This window comes from Bradyrhizobium sp. Arg816, assembly GCF_029989365.1.
GTDB lineage: Bacteria > Pseudomonadota > Alphaproteobacteria > Rhizobiales > Xanthobacteraceae > Bradyrhizobium.
Map to the genome: position 1 here is coordinate 171018 of NZ_JAPRAQ010000014.1, position 15544 is coordinate 186561.

General features: G+C 65.2%; 15 protein-coding genes. 9 read left to right on the plus strand and 6 right to left on the minus strand.

Annotated features, from left to right (window positions below; all coding sequences use genetic code 11):
* Positions 1-20 precede the first annotated feature (20 nt).
* Positions 21-920 (plus strand): amidohydrolase, encoded by a 900-nt coding sequence (locus tag OWC48_RS29700; protein WP_282523168.1) that lies wholly within the window; start codon positions 21-23, stop codon positions 918-920.
* 123 nt (positions 921-1043) lie between these two features.
* On the plus strand, positions 1044-1958 hold the full coding sequence (locus OWC48_RS29705) for a PhzF family phenazine biosynthesis protein (RefSeq protein ID WP_282523169.1): 915 nt from the start codon (positions 1044-1046) through the stop codon (positions 1956-1958).
* Between the two features lie 62 nt (positions 1959-2020).
* Here OWC48_RS29705 and OWC48_RS29710 read toward each other — a convergent pair whose 3' ends face one another.
* Both OWC48_RS29710 and OWC48_RS29715 read right to left on the minus strand, forming a co-directional pair.
* Positions 2021-2482 (minus strand): DUF488 family protein, encoded by a 462-nt coding sequence (locus OWC48_RS29710; protein WP_282523170.1) that lies wholly within the window; start codon positions 2480-2482, stop codon positions 2021-2023.
* 9 nt (positions 2483-2491) lie between these two features.
* Positions 2492-3328, minus strand: coding sequence for a DUF72 domain-containing protein (locus OWC48_RS29715; RefSeq protein ID WP_282523171.1), 837 nt, complete (start codon positions 3326-3328; stop codon positions 2492-2494).
* Positions 3329-3428: 100 nt separating this feature from the next.
* On the opposite strand from OWC48_RS29715, the gene OWC48_RS29720 reads away from it, so the two are divergent.
* From OWC48_RS29720 to OWC48_RS29735, 4 genes are all read left to right on the plus strand, one after another.
* The gene (locus OWC48_RS29720) at positions 3429-3812 is read left to right on the plus strand and encodes a hypothetical protein (RefSeq protein WP_282523172.1); all 384 of its coding nucleotides are present in this window, start codon (positions 3429-3431) and stop codon (positions 3810-3812) included.
* A 150-nt stretch (positions 3813-3962) separates the two neighbouring features.
* Complete coding sequence (locus OWC48_RS29725) at positions 3963-4163, plus strand: hypothetical protein (protein WP_282523173.1); 201 nt, start codon at positions 3963-3965, stop codon at positions 4161-4163.
* Between the two features lie 270 nt (positions 4164-4433).
* Positions 4434-5567, plus strand: a complete 1134-nt coding sequence (locus tag OWC48_RS29730) for a glycosyltransferase family 2 protein (protein WP_282523174.1) — start codon at positions 4434-4436, stop codon at positions 5565-5567.
* 6 nt (positions 5568-5573) lie between these two features.
* A complete protein-coding gene (locus OWC48_RS29735; RefSeq protein ID WP_282523175.1) occupies positions 5574-7076 on the plus strand; it encodes a glycosyltransferase family 39 protein in 1503 nt (500 codons plus the stop codon).
* A 13-nt stretch (positions 7077-7089) separates the two neighbouring features.
* On the opposite strand, the gene OWC48_RS29740 is transcribed toward OWC48_RS29735, so the two are convergent.
* Together OWC48_RS29740 and OWC48_RS29745 are read right to left on the minus strand one after the other, a co-directional pair.
* On the minus strand, positions 7090-8976 hold the full coding sequence (locus OWC48_RS29740) for a CHASE2 domain-containing protein (protein WP_282523176.1): 1887 nt from the start codon (positions 8974-8976) through the stop codon (positions 7090-7092).
* Between the two features lie 75 nt (positions 8977-9051).
* Entirely contained in the window at positions 9052-9576 is a 525-nt protein-coding gene (locus OWC48_RS29745; RefSeq protein WP_282523177.1) for a FecR domain-containing protein, read from the minus strand.
* Positions 9577-10245: 669 nt separating this feature from the next.
* Between OWC48_RS29745 and OWC48_RS29750 the strand changes: the two genes are divergently transcribed.
* Positions 10246-11346: a DUF2778 domain-containing protein gene (locus OWC48_RS29750; RefSeq protein ID WP_282523178.1), complete on the plus strand. Its 1101-nt coding sequence runs from the start codon at positions 10246-10248 to the stop codon at positions 11344-11346.
* A 61-nt stretch (positions 11347-11407) separates the two neighbouring features.
* Here the strand turns inward: OWC48_RS29750 and OWC48_RS29755 are convergent, their stop codons facing one another.
* Positions 11408-12232 (minus strand): SDR family NAD(P)-dependent oxidoreductase, encoded by an 825-nt coding sequence (locus tag OWC48_RS29755; RefSeq protein WP_282523179.1) that lies wholly within the window; start codon positions 12230-12232, stop codon positions 11408-11410.
* A 22-nt stretch (positions 12233-12254) separates the two neighbouring features.
* The gene (locus OWC48_RS29760) at positions 12255-13088 is read right to left on the minus strand and encodes a MurR/RpiR family transcriptional regulator (protein WP_028147416.1); all 834 of its coding nucleotides are present in this window, start codon (positions 13086-13088) and stop codon (positions 12255-12257) included.
* A 184-nt stretch (positions 13089-13272) separates the two neighbouring features.
* Between OWC48_RS29760 and OWC48_RS29765 the strand changes: the two genes are divergently transcribed.
* Together OWC48_RS29765 and OWC48_RS29770 are read left to right on the plus strand one after the other, a co-directional pair.
* The gene (locus OWC48_RS29765; RefSeq protein ID WP_282523180.1) at positions 13273-14517 is read left to right on the plus strand and encodes an ABC transporter substrate-binding protein; all 1245 of its coding nucleotides are present in this window, start codon (positions 13273-13275) and stop codon (positions 14515-14517) included.
* A 103-nt stretch (positions 14518-14620) separates the two neighbouring features.
* On the plus strand, positions 14621-15541 hold the full coding sequence (locus OWC48_RS29770) for a branched-chain amino acid ABC transporter permease (protein WP_282523181.1): 921 nt from the start codon (positions 14621-14623) through the stop codon (positions 15539-15541).
* Positions 15542-15544 lie beyond the last annotated feature (3 nt).

Genomic DNA, 15544 nt, shown 5'->3' on the forward strand with positions numbered 1-15544 from the left:
CCGGATGGAGAGCAGTCACCATGATGTCCCGCGAACGCGGCCTGACGCGCCGCCAATTCGGCACAGGCCTTGTATCCCTCGTGTCGGCCACGGCCGCCGCGAGCCGAGCGAAGAGTGAGACGAGCTTGCCGACGATCGATACCCATGCCCATGTCTTCCACCGCGGCCTCAAGCTCGCGCCCGGCCGGCGCTATGCCCCCGATTATGATGCGCCGCTGGCGCTGTATCTGGAGCAGCTCGACCGCAATGGCATGAGCAACGGCGTGCTGGTGCAGCCGAGCTTTCTCGGCACCGACAATTCCTATCTGGTCGAGGGCCTGAAGACGGCCGGCGGGCGCCTGCGTGGGATCGCGGTGGTCGATCCTTCCGTGACCGCGGACGAACTGCGCGCGCTCGATCGCGCCGGCGTCGTCGGCATCCGTCTCAATCTCGTCGGCCAGTCCTTGCCCGATCTCGCTGCCGGCGAATGGAAGGCGCTGCTCGGAAACGTGAAATCGATGGGCTGGCAAGTCGAGCTCCAGCGCAACGCGTCCGACCTCGCACTGCTGGCGCCGCAGCTGCTCGATCATGGTGTCACCGTCGTGCTCGATCACTATGCGTTGCCGGATCCGAAACTCGGCGTCGCCGATCCCGGCTTCCAGTCGGTGCTGAAGTTAGGGGCGACGAAGAACGTCTGGGTGAAGATCTCGGCGCCGTATCGCAACGGTGCGGCCGGCGAGAGCTTTGCGAAGGAAGCCTATCCGCTGCTGTGTAGTGCTTACGGTCTTGATCGTCTGCTGTGGGGTAGCGACTGGCCGCACACGCAGTTCGAGGCGTCGCAGAGCTATGAGAGGAACCGCCGGTTTCTCGACACGCTGATCACCGATCCAGCCGAGCGTGCGCAAGTGCTCGCATCGCCACGTTCACTCTTCCGCTTCTGAATCGTCTTCCGCGATTGCTCCGATTGCACTCAATTTTGGGGCATGACGGGCGATGCCGCCACTTGTAGAGTGCCGGCGATGCAGCCGAGCGCGGCTGCGATTTGGGTGAAGAGGAAATGAGCGATGCAGCGCCGCTACATCACCGTCGACGTGTTCACCGACCGCGCCTTCGGCGGCAACCAGCTCGCCGTGGTGCTCGATGCCGGCGGGCTCACGACGCAGCAGATGCAGGCGATCGCGACCGAGTTCAACTATTCCGAGACGACCTTCGTGCTGCCGCCGCGCAATCCCGGTCACGACGCAGAGGTCCGCATCTTCACGCCGGTGAGGGAGCTTCCCTTCGCGGGTCATCCCAATGTCGGCACCGCTTTCGTGCTGGCCCGGCGCAGCAATGAGCCCTGGCCGCGATTGTTGTTCGAGGAGAAGGCCGGAATCGTGCCGGTCGAGATCTGGCGGGAGCAGGGCAAGGTCGTCGGCGCCGAGCTGACTGCGCCGCAGCCGCTGGCGCGTCTTGCAAAGCTGTCCGCCGCCGAGGTCGCCGCGTGCCTGTCATTGACCGCGGACGACATCAGGACCGATCGTCATGTGCCGGAGGTCGTCGGCGTCGGCACGCCGTTCGTTGTCGCGGAATTGCATTCGCGCGACGCGCTACGGCGGGCGACGCCCGACGCTGCGGCGTTCGGCCGGACACTGCCGCGCGACGGCGCGTTCTCGATCTATTTCTACACGCGCGATATCCCGGCGGCGCAGGCGCCTTGCGACCTCCAGGCGCGGATGTTCATGCGCGGCGCCAGCGGTTTCGCCGAGGATCCCGCCACCGGCAGCGCAACGGTCGCCGCCGCCGCGCTGCTTGCGACGCTCGATCCGCTTCGCGACGGCGAGCTGAAGCTCACTATCGGCCAGGGGTTTGACATGGGCCGGCCGAGCATCCTGCGGACGACAGTGGAAAAGGAGGGCGGCGCCCTTCTCGATGCCTATGTCGGCGGCCATTGCGTGCAGATGATGGAAGGGACGTTCGAGCTGGCAGGTGAGGGCTGAGGTCTCTGCACTCGTCATTCCGGGGCGAGCGTAGCGCGAACTCGGAATGACGGCGGAGCCGGCTATACCTGCCGTCCCGCCAAATTCGTCACCGCCACGCCATCGCGCTCCTCGATGATCTCCGCGATCATCTGGCGGTGGCAATGGGTGTGATCGCGCTCGTAGCAGAGCAGGCAGACCGGTCCGGCCTTCATCACCAGCGCCGAGAGCTCGTCCATCTCTTCCCTGGCCTGCGGCGTCTTCAGGTGCTTTGAATAGATCTTCTCCAGCACATCGTATTGGCCGCTGCGCGCGGCGAGGCGGCCTTCCTTCGGCGTGCCGAGCGCGGCGAGATGGACATAGGCGATCCCGCGCTCATCGAGCCCCGCGGACAATTGCTTCTTCGAAAAGCCGGGCCGGCGCGAAGAGGTCACCGCCCGCACATCGACCACGAGCCTGACACCGGCCTTTTCCAGCTCGTCGAGCACCGCCTTGGGCGGCGTCTGTTCATAACCGATGGTGAAGAGCTTTTTCGCCTTTGCCATGAACCATCCTCAGCTCACCCGCGCGATCAGTTCCATGGCGCCGGCCGGTGCGCGCACCTTGCCCTCGTGGATGACATAGGCGAACACGTCGCGCGGCTCTTTCTTCGGCTTGGCCTTGTCGACCTTCGGCAAATCGTCGGGTTCACTCCCCTCGGCCCAGTCCTGAAAGCGCTTGGCCCAGGCATCGAGCTGTTTCGGCGGATAGCAGGTCTTGATCTCGTCATTGCCCTTCTGGAGCCGTGCATAGACGAAATCGCCGGCGACGTCGGCGATCGCCGGGTATTTGCCGTGCTCGGCGAACACGACGGGCGTCTCGAACTCGCGGATCAGCGCGACGAAGTCCGGCGCGCAAAAGCTGTCGTGGCGGACCTCGACGACATGGCGCAGCGCGCGCCCCTCGAGCTTGCGCGGCAGCAGCTCCAGGAACTTGCCGAAATCGGCGCCGTCGAACTTTTTCGTCGGCGCGAACTGCCACAGCGCCGGCCCGAGATGGTCGCCGAGTTCCAGTACGCCGGAATCATAGAACCGCTTGATGGAATCGCCGGCCTCGGCGAGCACGCGGCGGTTGGTGGCGAAGCGCGGTCCCTTCACCGAGAACACGAAACCATCGGGCACTTCGCTGGCCCATTTGCGAAAGCTCTCCGGCTTCTGCGAGCCGTAATAGGTGCCGTTGATCTCGATCGAGGTCAGCTTCGAGGCGGCATAGGACAATTCCTTGGCCTGCGTGAGCTTCTCCGGGTAGAACACGCCGCGCCAGGGCTCGAAGGTCCAGCCGCCGACGCCGATGAAGATGTTGCCGGATTTTTTGGACGCGGTTTTTGCTTTGGCCACGGGAGGGTCTCGCATCGACGGGGAGGGACCTCATCCTAATCAAACCAGATGTGATTGGCCAGTTGCGCCGTCCCGTCTAAGCTCGCAGCCGGACCCGCGCAAAAGGAGAACAAGAATGCGGATGCTGATGGTGGGAGCGGCGCTCGTCATGATGACATCTGCTGCCATGACTTGTTCTGCAATGGCGGACGATGACGACGATGCCAAGGGTGCGCAGAAGCTCGCCATGCAGGGCCGCGACGATTATTGGCATTGCCTGGCGCGGGAATATTCGCGCGACTCCAATCAGGGACTATCGGAACAGGATTTCGGCCGCTCGGTCGCGGGCGCCTGTCCGTCCGAGCGGCAATATTACCGGGTGGCGTTGCTCGACTATCTCACCACGCAATATCCGAACATCGATGCCGGCGCCCATCTCGCCACCGCGAACAGGGCGGTCGAGTCGGCGCAGAAGGACATCGTGACGGCCTTCGTCAAGCACAGGCCGCCGGCGAAGTAGGGAATGGTGAGTGGCGAGTAGCGAGTAGGGCGGAAGCCCGTGTTGGCTCATTCGCTACTCACCATTCGCTATTCGCCCCTTCGGCAGCCCTTCCAGCTCCGCGCGCATCCATGGTATCACTGGAGGCATCGGGAACAGGGATGGGCTTCCATGTCGTCTGAGTCGGTGGGTGGCATTCTGGGCGCGATCGTCGCGGCGGTCGTGCTTGCGGTCGCCGTCGTATTGGGGCCGATCGGCCAGTACGGCAAGCCGCCCAGGCCGGCAAAGGCCGAGTCGGCTCCGTCGGCAGCGCCCGCTGTCCCGGCCGCGCCCGCGCCGCGCGGGCCGGTAATCAAGGAAGTCCCGAACTAGCAGGATCTGAAAAAGGGCCGCTATGCCCCCTTGCGAAGCGGTCTTGCCGTTCCTATCTAGGCTGTAACGGCGACGTTGAGTGAAACCTCCGGCGCTGGAACGACCTTGGAATAGCTTGGACTTGCGCCGGATGTACGCGCGGTCCGCCGTTCCGGGGTCGTTGGCATTTTTGGGCCCTTTTTGGGCCTTTCCCCACAGACCCCCGGCTCCGTAGATCTTGGCAGCGCAACGTCTTGGCAGCGCAGGACGCGGCGGATATACGCTCCCGTCATGAACGAAGCGATCAGACCGGGCTCCGGCACTCCCCCGCAGGCTCACGAGGCACCGGAACTGTCGGTCATCGTCCCGACGTTCAACGAGCGCGACAACGTCACGGTGCTGTACCGGCGGCTGGAGGCGACGCTCGTCAACGTCGCCTGGGAAGTCGTGTTCGTCGACGATAATTCTCCTGACGGGACCTGGGACGTCGTGCGCGCGCTGGCGCAGCGCGACAACCGCGTGCGCTGTGTCCGCCGCATCGGCCGCCGCGGTCTGTCGGGCGCCTGCATCGAGGGCATCCTGGCCTCGAGCGCGCCCTATGTGGCCGTGATCGATGCCGACCTCCAGCACGACGAGACACAACTGCCGAAGATGCTGTTGCTGCTCGCAAGCGACCAGGCCGATCTCGTCGTCGGCAGCCGCTATATCGAGGGCTACAAGAGCGAAGGCTTCAACAAGCAGCGCGCTGGCGCCAGCGCGCTTGCGACCGAACTCGCCAGGAAGGCGCTGCGGGTCGAGATCGCCGATCCCATGAGCGGCTTCTTCATGGTTCGCCGCGACCGTTTCGAGGAGCTCGCGCCGAAGCTGTCGGTGCACGGCTTCAAGATCCTGCTCGACCTCGTCGCGAGCGCGAACGGTAGCTTGCGAGCCGTTGAAATTCCCTACACGTTCGGTGAGCGCCAGCACGGCGAGAGCAAGCTCGATTCCATGGTCGCGCTGGATTTTCTCGGCCTGGTGCTGGCCAAGTTCACCAACGATGCCGTCTCGCTGCGCTTCATCCTGTTTGCGATGGTCGGGGGCATCGGCCTCGTGGTGCATCTGACGACGCTGTTCATCGCCCTTCAGCTGTTCAAGGCGCCGTTCGCGGAGGCGCAGGCCGCAGGCGCCGTCGTCGCCATGACCAGCAACTTCGCCCTCAACAACTTCCTCACCTATCGCGACCAGCGGCTCAAGGGCTTTGCGCTGCTGCGCGGCCTGATCGCCTTCTACATCGTGTGCAGCGTCGGCCTGCTCGCCAATGTCGGCGTCGCCTTCTCGGTCTATGACCAGGAGCCGATCTGGTGGCTGGCCGGCATGGCCGGTGCGCTGATGGGCGTGGTGTGGAACTACGCGATGTCCGGACTGTTCGTCTGGCGCAAGAAATAGCTCGACATGGGCGGGGCTGACGCGCGGATTGTCCGTAATACCGCGCTGGTGATCGTTGCGCTGGTCGGCTTGCGGCTGGTTGCGGCAGCGTTCACGCCGATCACCTTCGACGAAGCCTATTACTGGATGTGGTCGAAGAACCTCGCCGGAGGGTATTACGACCACCCGCCGATGGTCGCCTATGTGATCCGCGCCGGCACCATGATCGCCGGCGACACCGAGTTCGGCGTCCGCGTATTCTCGATCCTGCTCGCGCTGCCGATGAGCTACGCGATCTACCGTTCCGCCGCCATCCTGTTCGGCGGCGCGCGGGTGGCTGCGACCAGCGCCATCCTGCTCAACGTGACCATGATGGCCTCGATCGGCACGCTGATCGTGACGCCCGATGCGCCGCTGCTGGTCGCCTCCAGCTTTGTGCTGTTCTTCCTCGCCAAGGTGCTGGAGACCGGCCGCGGCGTCTGGTGGCTCGCTGTCGGCGCGGCGGTCGGCGCGGCGCTGCTGTCGAAATACACCGCGATGTTCTTTGGCGCCGCGATCCTGATCTGGCTCGGTTCCGTGCCGAAACTGCGGCGCTGGTTCCTCTCGCCCTGGCCCTATCTCGGCGGTCTCGTTGCGTTCGCGCTGTTCTCACCGGTGATCCTGTGGAATGCGGATCATCAATGGGTCTCGTTCGTAAAGCAGCTTGGGCGGGCGAAGATCGAGGACTTCCGTCCCGTCTTCATCGCCGAGCTGATCCCGACCCAGATCGCCTTCGCAACGCCGCTGGTCTTCATCCTCGGCGCGATGGGCCTGCACGCGCTGACCTGGCGCCGGGCCGGCGCGCTGGCCTCGCGAATGCTGATCGAGACGCTGTTCTGGACCATCGTCGCCTATTTCGTCTGGCATTCGCTGCATGCCCGCGTCGAGGCCAACTGGTTCGCGCCGGTCTATCCGCCCTTCATCGTTGCCGCGGCCGCTGCTGCCAATCTCGTGCAGTGGCAACCACGCGCGCGCCGCCTCGCGGATTTCTGCCTGCGCTGGGCCGCGCCCGTGGGCATCGTGATGTTTGCGGCGCTGATCGTGCAGGCCAACACCGGCTGGCTGTCGGGGTATCGCCGCGACGCGACGGTGCGCAGCGTCGGCGTCGGCTGGCGCGAGCTCGCCGCCGAGATCGAAGCGGCGCGCGCGCGCAGTGGCGCGACCTGCGTGCTCGCGCAGGACTACGGCACCACGGGCTGGCTCGCCTTTTACTTGCCGCGCGGCACCTGCGTGCTGCAGCAGAACCAACGCATCCGCTGGGTCAACATGCCCGAGCCCGATCCAAAGCTGCTTGCCGGCAAGCTGATCTCTGTCGACGAGCTGCGCCCGGACGGCCATCCCGCCCTCGACGAGCTCTTCGCGAAGGTGACGCAAATTGCGCAATTGCAGCGCAAGCGCGGGCCGCTCGTGGTCGAGACCTACGGCATTGATCTGCTCGAAGGCGCCAAGGGCGACGTGCTCGACCGCTCGCCGCCGCCGGAAGCGCGGTAGGCGGCCCCAAAATTCAGTCGATCATCTCGGCCCTGGTGGCGGCCTGACCCGGCCCGTTCTGGTCGCGCCAGAACCAGACGGTCACGACGCCGGAGCGGCCGCGGACCTGGGTGAGCAGGGGACCTGACAGAATGCCGTCGGGAGCGCCGTGGAGGTCGGCCGAATCCAGCAGCGTATCGGTGAGCGCCAGCCGCGCACAGTTATGGGCGGCAACCTCCATCAAGCGGTTCGCGACGTTGACCGTGTCGCCGGTCGCGGTGATGTGCTGGTGGCTTTCGCCGAGACGGGATGCGACGATCGGGCCGTAATGCGCGCCGATCTTGAAACCAAGCTGGCCGCGGGTGGCGGGCGGCAGCGAAGCGATCCAGCGATCGACGCTGCGATACAGGTCGATCGAACATTGCAGCGCGCGCGCGGCGTCGTCGGGCATCGCGCCGGGCAGGCCGAACAGAATCATGGCGCCGTCGCCGAGAAATCCGGTGATCATGCCGCCGGAATCGACCGAGGCCTTGTCGATCAGCGCGTGAAATGCCCTCAGCAGATGCTGCAGCTCGTCCGGATCGATCCGCTCGCTGAGCGTCGTGAAACCGGAGAGATCGATGAAGACGACCGCTGCGTCCTGCCGGACGGGCTTGGACAGGAAATTGGGATCGCGCGCCAGCCATTCCTGCACCGCCGGTGCCTGGAATTGCGCGAGCGACCGGCTCTTGGCGGCGAGATATTGAGTGCGGCGGCCTCCCGCCCACAATTGCACGCCGGCAAAGACCATCACCGGCGGCACTGCCGCGGCGAGCGTGGTCGCAGCGTTCAGCCAGACGCCGTGGGTGAAGGCGAACAGGTTGAGACCGGCCCAGGCGATCATCACCGCGGCTGCGGCGATGATGCCGGGCGCGCTGCGCCGCCAGGCGAGCAGGCCCACCAGCAGCATCGGCAGCAGGATCGCGGTGAGCGCGTCGGCGATGTGGACCTTGCGGTCGCGCACGATGCCGTCGCCGGCGACGAGATGGGTGATCGCGGTCGAGACCACCTCGACGCCGGGCATCAGGGAATCGAACGGTGTCGGATAAAAGTCGCCGCCGCCGGCGACCGAGGCGCCGATCACGACGATGCGGTTCTCGATCGCCGCGCGATTGAGCGTGCCGTCGAAAATGCTCTGCGCGCTGACGGTGCGGATGGTGCGGCGCGGGCCGTAATAGGTGATCGGCAGCGCGAAGTCGGAGTCGGTCGGCACCGCGCGGTCGCCGAGCATGAGGTGATCGGGCGCGATCGTCAGCGGCTTGTCGAGCGCGCGCGTCGCGACGCGCAAGGGAAACGACAGCTCGACCTTGTCGCTGGTCCGGAACAACATCGGCACCGAAAGCGGCGAGCCCGATTGGCCCGTCGCGACGTTGACGACTCCGACCTCGGCATGATCGGCGAAGGCGGGCAGCGGCAGCAGGAAGCGCTCGGCCTGTGGCAGCGCGGCGAGGGGACCTTGGGTGCCCGGCTCTACGGTCTCGCTGGCGGTCGGGAAGATCGCCGCGGCGGCGAGCACCATGGGACCGGTGGCGAGCGTGTTGGCCAGCGTCGCGTCGCCGATCGCCGCGCTGCGGTCGACCAGCAGCAGGTCGATCGCGACGACCTTCGGCTTGAACTGCACGATGGTGTCGACGACGCGCGCGAGATCGGCGCGCGGCAGCGGATAGCTGCCGCCGCGCTTCACGACGGTGTCGTCGATGGCGACGATGGTGACGAGATCGGGCGGAGCCTGCACGCCGCGGACCTGGGTCCGCCAATCCGTCAGCGTCGCCTCGAGCCGATCGAGAAAGCGCAGATGACCGTTGGCGTGGCCGGCATAGATGCCGGCACCCCACAGCGCGGTGAGGAAGAGTGCCACCAGGATCTGAACGCGTCTAGTCATTACGTGCTGCAATCTTCTTTGTCGCCCGGGCGTTGCTGCGCGGGCCTTAATTGTCCAGGCCTTATTGACCCAGTCTTATTGACCCAGTCTTGCCATCAGCGCGTCGACGCGCGGCTGGCCCCATGTCTTGACTGTCAACGGACCGGTTGCCTCGACATCGACGCCTTGGCCCGGTCCGAGCACGACGCCGCGTCCACGAGCCCTGCGGCTCACACCGACACGGCCGTCGGCAACGAAGACCGCGGTCTTGGCCTCAGCGACATCGACGGCCCATTTGGTCCCGCGCACTGCGGCGATCGCCTGCGGCGTCAGCACCTTGAAGGGATTGCCGCCGGGCTTCTTGGGCACCTCGATCAGCAGCGCCTTGCTGCTCAACTCCACGGAGTCAATATGTCCGTCGCGGTTGGCGTCCTTAAGTTCAAATCTGGCGCCGTTTTCCGCAACGATGGTGATGCCGTTGTCGCAGCGCCAGACTTGCGTGCCCGCAGCCGATGGCGATGGCGTGCAGCCGACATTGGCAGCCGGCTGTGCAATCGCAGATCCAATCAAAAGAAACGACCCCGCCAGAGCGAAAAACCCTGCGCGCGCGAACCCTCTCATGCCAGCCTCCGTTTGCGTGCTCGGCACAGTTCAAGGCGATGTTGATACGGTACCGTATCACACGCAGAGGCTGCTGAAAAGTGCCGCTCTCGGAGCTATTTCCTCGGTGCGGTCTTTTCCAGTCCGACGCGATCAACTTTCAGTCAGGGCGCCGTGCCGCGTGAGCGCTCTCCGCGGGATGTGTGATCTGTGTGAGCTGCTGCCGTTCTGCTGACGCCCGCGCCGCGACCGAAGAGGAAAGGGCGCAGCGCGCACCAGCTCCGCGCAACGCTTCCCCGCTATTGTCCGGGTATTGAAGACCACGAAAACGACTTGGTTGGGTGGCCTTAGAGACGTGGCTTGTGACGCCCGTCCAACGTGCTGACCCGGCCGAGAATTATAGTTAACAGACGCTGCTAAGTCCGTAGTTGTGCGGGCTTTTTTCTCGAAATGGGACAGCGTTGACGCGGTGCCTCACATCTGCCCGAACTTAATCAGCATTTAACTAAAAGTCGCCTTAATGACGCTCCGACCTCCTGCGAGATGCTGTTCCCGGATCGTGACCAGCGGCACTTCGAAGGGGGACTGAGTGACACCGTCCTGGACGCAAGGCGAATGAGTACGAGTATCGCTGCGCAGAGTAACGCGGCACGGAAGTCCAAGAACTCTCTTCGGAAGTCTTCCCGGAAAATGACTGCGACCAATTGGCTTGGCGCCGCGGCGATCGGCTGCGTCGTGATGGGCGCCGGCTGGACCATCTACAGCAACGTCTTCGGCGCCAGCGTCTATCCGATCGTCGGCAGCCTTGGCTACGACGAGCCCGTGATCAAGCGCGCGCCCAGGGTGGTGCTGCGTGAGGCTGGCGAGGCCATCCGGGACACCTTTGCGCTGCTGCCGGACCGGCTCCAGGTCGCAGCTCCGATCTCGCGCGAGATGTTCAACGAGCGCTTTGCCGCGGCCGCGACCCAGGGCGTTGTGTCGAACGCGGCGAGCGTCGCGCCCGCAACCCAGGTCGCCGTCGCCAAGGAAACGTCCAAGGAAACGTTGAAGGATGCCCCCAAGCAGAGCGTGATCGCGAAGGTCGCGGAAGCGCTGAAGCCGGCGGCCAAGGTCGCTGATAAGGGCGCGGACAAGGCCAAGCGCGCACCGGATGCGCAGATGCAACTGGCTTCGGCCGACCCGGCCGAGATCGTGCAGGCGCCCGAGGCGAAGCCGAAATCGTTTGCCGATCGCGCCAAGGCCGCGGTGATGTCGATCACCGGTCCGCGCCAGTCGATGGTCGAGAAGCTCTGGGGCAAGCGCGAGCCGTCCGGCGGGCTGCTGGCCTATGCCTCGGCCGATGCCAGCGTGACCGCGTCCATCGCGCCGAGGGAGCAGAACCCCATGCTCGGCGGTTCGGCGCCCTATGAGCGCGACACGGCGGTCTACGACATTACCGCCAAGATGGTTTATCTGCCCGACGGCACCAAGCTCGAGGCACATTCCGGCCTCGGCTCCAATCTCGACGATCCGCGCTCCTCGCGCGTCCGCATGCGCGGCGTGACGCCGCCGCACATCTACACGCTGAAGCCGCGCGAAGCGCTGTTCCATGGCGTGCCGGCGCTGCGCCTGACCCCGATCGGCGGCGAGAGCGCGATCTACGGCCGCGACGGCCTGCTCGCCCACACCTTCATGCTCGGGCCGAACGGCGATTCCAACGGCTGCGTGTCGTTCAAGGACTATTACGCGTTCCTCGACGCCTACCGTAACAAGGGCATCCGCAAGCTCGCGGTGCTGTCGCGGGTCGAGTAAGCTCAGTCAATTCGCGATGATCTCAAAGGGCCGCTTGCAGCGGCCCTTTTTCTTTTTTGATTTAGCTCGGCCAGCATTGTCCGCCGCCGTCGATCCTCAGCACCTGGCCGGAGACGAAGGCGCCCATGGGACCGGCGAAGAACTCGACGACGCGTGCGACCTCATCGACGGTCGCGATGCGGTCGAGCGTGCCGGTCTCGACCATCCTGTCAGGGTCCACCGCACGGGTGCCGAGGAAACGGCCGGTGCGGGTATCGCCGGGCGCGATGCAGTTGACGGCGATGTCGTAAGCGCGGAGCTGGTCGGCCAGGCATCGCGTGTAGTGGGTCACGCCAGCCTTCGACACCGCATAGATCGAGCCCTGGGTGCGGCCCTTGAAAGCGGCGACCGAACCGAGCGTGACGATGCGGCCGCGCCGCCGCTCCATCATTCCCTTCGCGACCGCCTGGCAGGTCAGGATGGTCGAGAGCAGATTGCGCTCCAGCACCGCGCGCACATCGGCCTCCTTGATGTTCACCGCGTCGTTCGGGTCGGGCTTGCCGCCGGCGGCCGCGATGTCGCCCCCGGCATTATGGACGAGAATGTCGATCGGGCCGAGGGCGGCTTCCGTCTCGGCAATCACGCGCGCGATGTCCTCGCCCCTGGTGAGATCGCCGAGCACGCGCCGGCTGCGGACGCCGAATTGCTGGCCGATCTCTGCCGCCACCGCGGTGAGGGTGGTGCCCTCGCCATATTCCGCCGGCCCGTTCTCGCGCATGCCGTGGATGGCGACATCGGCGCCGAGCGCGGCGAGCTTCTCCGCAAAGGCGCGTCCGAGCCCACGCCCCGCGCCGGTCACCAGCGCGACCTTGCCTGCCAAAATCTTCGCCGTGTCATGCGATGTCATGATCTTTTTCCTGTTGTGAATGTCAGTCTGCCGCGAGATCGAGCCCGATCGCCATCGCCTGCACGAGGCACATCGGCGCGACCAGCGTGCGCAGCGCCGGCTCGGGCATGTCCTGGATCTCGAACACGACGCTCGCGCCTTCGACGATCGGGCTCAGGAGGCTATCGGTGATGGAAATTGTCGGCACGCCTCGCGCAACGAGTTCGGGAAACAGCCGCGCCGTATCCGGATAGTAGTTCCGGAAGCTGATCGCGACCAGCGCGTCCTCCGTGGTCGCGGCATGCGACTGCTCGTGGATGCTGCCGCCCGTGCCATCGAGCAGGACGACGCGACGTCCGAGCTTGCGCAGCACGTAGGCGAGGTGGGTCGCGACCGGAAACGAGCCGCCGAGGCCGAGCAGATAGATGTCGCGCGCCTTGGCGAGGATCGCGGTCGCGGCGTCGAGCTCGCGCGCGTGCACGGACTGGCTCAGCGTCACCAGCGCCGATTGCGCTTCCGAGACGAAGCGCGACAGCACCGCGGCCGGCTGGCGGCCGAGCACCGACTTCTCCTCGCTCTTCATGCGGGCGAGCCGCGCCTTGTAGCTCGGCGCGACGCCGGCGACGAGGCGCGAGCGGAACACCTGCTGCATCTCGGTGAAGCCGCCAAAGCCGAGCGCATGGGCGAAGCGAACGATCGCCGAGGGCGGCACGCCCGAGCGCTGCGCCACCTCTGCGACGGTGCCGAGCGCGACATCGGTCGGGTGATCGAGCACGAACTCCGCGATCTGCTGCAGCCGGCCGGACAGCGCCCGGTGCCGCTGCGCAATGGCGCCGCGCAGCTCGTCGTAGCTCATCGCGCCTTGTGCCTTGTTCATCGTCTCGGGTCTCCGGATCGGTCGCCTGTTTAACGGCATTTCACTGTTCGGATCAAATATTCCACTTTACATCAGAAATGGAATGAATATTCTAATCGCAGAAAAAAGCAAAAGACTTCGAAAACGGGAGGAAACGATGAGAGGGCCTCAGATCTCACGGCGAAGCGTTTTGAAGGGCAGCTTGATGGCCAGCGTCATCGGCGGCACCGGCAGCTTCTTTGGGCCGTGGAAAGAGAATCATGCCTGGGCGCAAGGCGCCAAGCCTATCAAGCTCGGCCTGACCTGCGATGCCAGCGGCCAATACGGCAACAGTGGCCAGGATGATTTCCGCGGCATCAAGATGGCGATCGACGAGTTCAATGCCAAAGGCGGCGTGCTCGGCCGCCAGATATCGTTCATCACCGCGGACACCGAGACGACGCCGGCCACCGGCAGCCGCGTCGCCGAGCGGTTCATCACCCGCGAGGACTGCACCATCCTGATCGGCGCGCTGCATTCCGGCGTCGCCAACGCCATCACCCAGGTCGCCAGCAAATACGGCGTGATCTACATGAACACCAATTCCTCCGCGCCGAGCGAAGCCGGAGAGAATTGCTCACGCGTGAAATTTGTCTGGGACGGCAACGGCACCAATTTCTCCAAGGCATCGGTCAAGAACGCCGTCGATTCCATCGGCAAGAACTGGATGCTGCTGACCAATGACTACGTCTGGGGCCACACGACCTCTGCAGCGACCAAGGCGCAGGTCGAGGCTGCCGGCGGCAAGATCATCGACAATCTCCTGGTGCCGCAGAACACCCGCGACTTCACCGCCTACCTCCTGAAGATCCAGCAGGCAAAACCCGACGTGGTCGCAACTGCGATCGGCGGCGACGACATCAAGGCGCTGCGCGAGCAGGTCGCGCAGCTCAAGCTCGACGGCAAGCCGGCCTGGATCAACAACCAGCAGGACTGGCCCGATGTCTGGGGCGCGCCCGACAGCCTGTTCGGCGTGTTCGGCACGACCTGGTATCACAAGCTGCAGCTGCCCGGCGTCGCCGAGTTCGTCAAGAAATGGCAGGCCGCCAACAAGGACGGTCCGATCCCGGTGCCGGGCAACGTCTCCTACAACGGCTACATGTCGACGCGCGAATTGCTCCGTGCGATCGAGCGGGCAGGGTCGACCAACAACGTCAAGATCATCAAGGAGATCGAGAACCTGAAGGTCTCGGCGACCGATCGCATGCAGCATTTCGACGCGTACATGGATCCCATGACGCATCAGATGCAGCAGACGATCTATCTGGCGCGGCGCAACGCCAAGCCGGCCGACAACACCGATCTGTTCGAGATCATCAGCTGGACCGAACCGAAATCGGCCGCCGATGACGCCGCCCCCGGCAAGTGCAAGCTCACGCCCTACGAGCAGGTGCCGACCGTCGACTCCTAGCGACGGTGTGTCGCGTCGTGGAACGAGCGGCGCGCAAGTCGCGCGCCGCAGGCCCGGGCCATCGAGGCCTGGGTGAGCATTGCCAGTTGCGAGAGTCAAAACCTTGTTCGACCTTCTTCCGCATCTTCTGAACGGCCTGACGCTCGGCCTGCTGTTCGCGTTGATCGCGCTCGGCTTCATGCTCATCGCCGGGCTGATGGAGCAGATCAATCTTGCGCACGGTTCCCTGTTCGCGCTCGGGGCCTATGTGGCCATGCAGCTGACCGGACCGCGCCCGCCAATGCCGGCCGATCTTGCGAAAGCGTGGCTCGCGCTCCCGCTGGGCTGGCGCTACGCCGCCACGCTGGTGATCGCGCCCGTGATCGTGAGTCTCGTCGGCATGCTGATCGAGCTCTGCATGCGGCGGACCTACGGCAAGGACCCGCTGTACGGGCTTCTCCTGACCTTCGGTGCAGCGATGGTGATCGAGGAGTTGATCCGTCTGGTCTGGGGCACACGCGATTACGTGCTGCAGGTGCCGTCCGCCATCAACGGCGGCTTCCTGTTTGGCGACCTGATCTGGTCGACCTATCGCTTCTACGCGGCGGGCATCGCGGCCGGGGTCATTGGCCTGGTCTGGCTATTGATCGAAAAGACCTCGTTCGGCGCGACCGTCAAGGCCGGCGCGCATGACAGCGAGATCGTCCGCGCGCTCGGCATCAACCTGTCGCGGTTGCGGCTGCTCGTGTTTGTGTTCGGCACGATGCTGGCCGCGATCGCGGGCATCATCGTCGCGCCGATCTGGGGGATTCGCCCGCATATGGGCGTCGATGCGGTCATCCCCGCGTTCCTGGTAATCGTGCTCGGCGGCGTCGGCAGCTTTTGGGGCGCGGTCGTGGCGGGGTTGCTGGTCGGACTGTGTGTCGGCCTTGCCGGCGCCTACGCGTCCGAATGGTCGCTGTTGTCGATGTACATCCTGCTCGTCGCCGTCGTGACGTTCCGTGCACGCGGCCTGTGGGGCAAGAAGAGCGTGCTCGAGGCCTAGGGA

What these genes read in the sequence shown, in the direction of transcription:
- OWC48_RS29725 (WP_282523173.1), top strand. Translation starts at nt 3,963, where the DNA reads ATGTCGTCTGAGTCGGTGGGTGGCATTCTGGGCGCGATCGTCGCGGCG.
- OWC48_RS29705 (WP_282523169.1), top strand. Translation starts at nt 1,044, where the DNA reads ATGCAGCGCCGCTACATCACCGTCGACGTGTTCACCGACCGCGCCTTC.
- OWC48_RS29700 (WP_282523168.1), top strand. Translation starts at nt 21, where the DNA reads ATGATGTCCCGCGAACGCGGCCTGACGCGCCGCCAATTCGGCACAGGC.
- OWC48_RS29735 (WP_282523175.1), top strand. Translation starts at nt 5,574, where the DNA reads ATGGGCGGGGCTGACGCGCGGATTGTCCGTAATACCGCGCTGGTGATC.
- OWC48_RS29755 (WP_282523179.1), bottom strand. Translation starts at nt 12,232, where the DNA reads ATGACATCGCATGACACGGCGAAGATTTTGGCAGGCAAGGTCGCGCTG.
- OWC48_RS29760 (WP_028147416.1), bottom strand. Translation starts at nt 13,088, where the DNA reads ATGAACAAGGCACAAGGCGCGATGAGCTACGACGAGCTGCGCGGCGCC.
- OWC48_RS29730 (WP_282523174.1), top strand. Translation starts at nt 4,434, where the DNA reads ATGAACGAAGCGATCAGACCGGGCTCCGGCACTCCCCCGCAGGCTCAC.
- OWC48_RS29710 (WP_282523170.1), bottom strand. Translation starts at nt 2,482, where the DNA reads ATGGCAAAGGCGAAAAAGCTCTTCACCATCGGTTATGAACAGACGCCG.
- OWC48_RS29740 (WP_282523176.1), bottom strand. Translation starts at nt 8,976, where the DNA reads ATGACTAGACGCGTTCAGATCCTGGTGGCACTCTTCCTCACCGCGCTG.
- OWC48_RS29745 (WP_282523177.1), bottom strand. Translation starts at nt 9,576, where the DNA reads ATGAGAGGGTTCGCGCGCGCAGGGTTTTTCGCTCTGGCGGGGTCGTTT.
- OWC48_RS29765 (WP_282523180.1), top strand. Translation starts at nt 13,273, where the DNA reads ATGGCCAGCGTCATCGGCGGCACCGGCAGCTTCTTTGGGCCGTGGAAA.
- OWC48_RS29720 (WP_282523172.1), top strand. Translation starts at nt 3,429, where the DNA reads ATGCGGATGCTGATGGTGGGAGCGGCGCTCGTCATGATGACATCTGCT.
- OWC48_RS29750 (WP_282523178.1), top strand. Translation starts at nt 10,246, where the DNA reads ATGACTGCGACCAATTGGCTTGGCGCCGCGGCGATCGGCTGCGTCGTG.
- OWC48_RS29715 (WP_282523171.1), bottom strand. Translation starts at nt 3,328, where the DNA reads ATGCGAGACCCTCCCGTGGCCAAAGCAAAAACCGCGTCCAAAAAATCC.